This window comes from Candidatus Termitispirillum reticulitermitis (genome assembly GCF_054655775.1).
Window position 1 is genome coordinate 1 of the sequence record NZ_BAAIHG010000156.1, and the last position, 1160, is coordinate 1160.

General features: G+C 41.1%; 1 pseudogene. It reads right to left on the reverse strand.

Going from position 1 to position 1160, the window contains the following annotated elements:
- Positions 1-1160, reverse strand: a pseudogene (locus tag AC1MDJ_RS07970) (hypothetical protein); the annotation flags it as partial.

Genomic DNA, 1160 nt, shown 5'->3' on the forward strand with positions numbered 1-1160 from the left:
CCAAAATCAGCAGTGTTACCCGCAAAGCTTGCACCGTTGCCACTTAATGTAAATGTGCCAACATTATAGATAGCACCGCCATCATAATTAGCAGTGTTACCCGCAAAGCTTGCGCCGTTGCCACTTAATGTAAATGTGCCAACATTATAGATAGCACCGCCAGCATAACTAATAACGTTATTATGAAAAATTGTGTTGTCGCCACTCAATATAAAATCGCCATAGTTAAAGACGGCACCGCCATAATTATTAGCAGTGTTATTATCAAAGCTTGCGCCGTTGCCACTTAATGTAAATGTGCCAGCATTATAGATAGCACCGCCATAATAATAAGCAGTGTTATTATCAAAGCTTGCGCCGTTGCCACTTAATGTAAATGTGCCAGCATTATAGATAGCACCGCCAGCATTATAGATAGCAATGCCAGCATAATAGATACCACCGCTACCATAATAAGCAACACTGTTCCCCACAAAGCTTGCGTTGTCGCCACTTAATTCAAACGTGCCAGAGTCAGAGTTAAGGATAGCACCGCCAATACCATGAGCCTCGTTCCCCGTAAAACTTATGCCGTTGCCACTTATTGTAAATGTGCCACCATTATTAAGGACAGCTCCGCCATAAACATTAGCCCAGTTATTGATGAAGCTTGTATTGTTTCCGTCTATTGTAAAGTTGTCGGTATTAAAGATAGCACCACCAAAATACTCAGCAAAGTTATTATGAAAAATTGTGTGGTCGCCATCCAATATAAAATTGCCAGAGTTAAAGACGGCACCACCAGCTCCGGAGGTGTTATTGTCAAAGCTTGCGTTGTCGCCATTTATTATGAAGTTGCTAGCATTATAGACAGCACCGCCATAACCATTGGTAGCAGCAGTGTTATTGTCAAAACTCGTGTTGTTACCACTTATCGCAAATGTGCCATTGTAATTATAGACAGCACCGCCATAAACATTAGCCCAGTTATTGATGAAGCTTGTGTTGTTTCCGTCTATTGTAAAGTTGTCGGTATTAAAGATAGCACCACCAAAATAATCAGCAACATTACTATGAAAAATTGTGTGGTCGCCACCCAATATAAAATTGCTAGAGTTAAAGATAGCACCGCCCGTAGAGGCAATGTTATTATAAAACGTTGTGTAGTCGCCACCCAATGT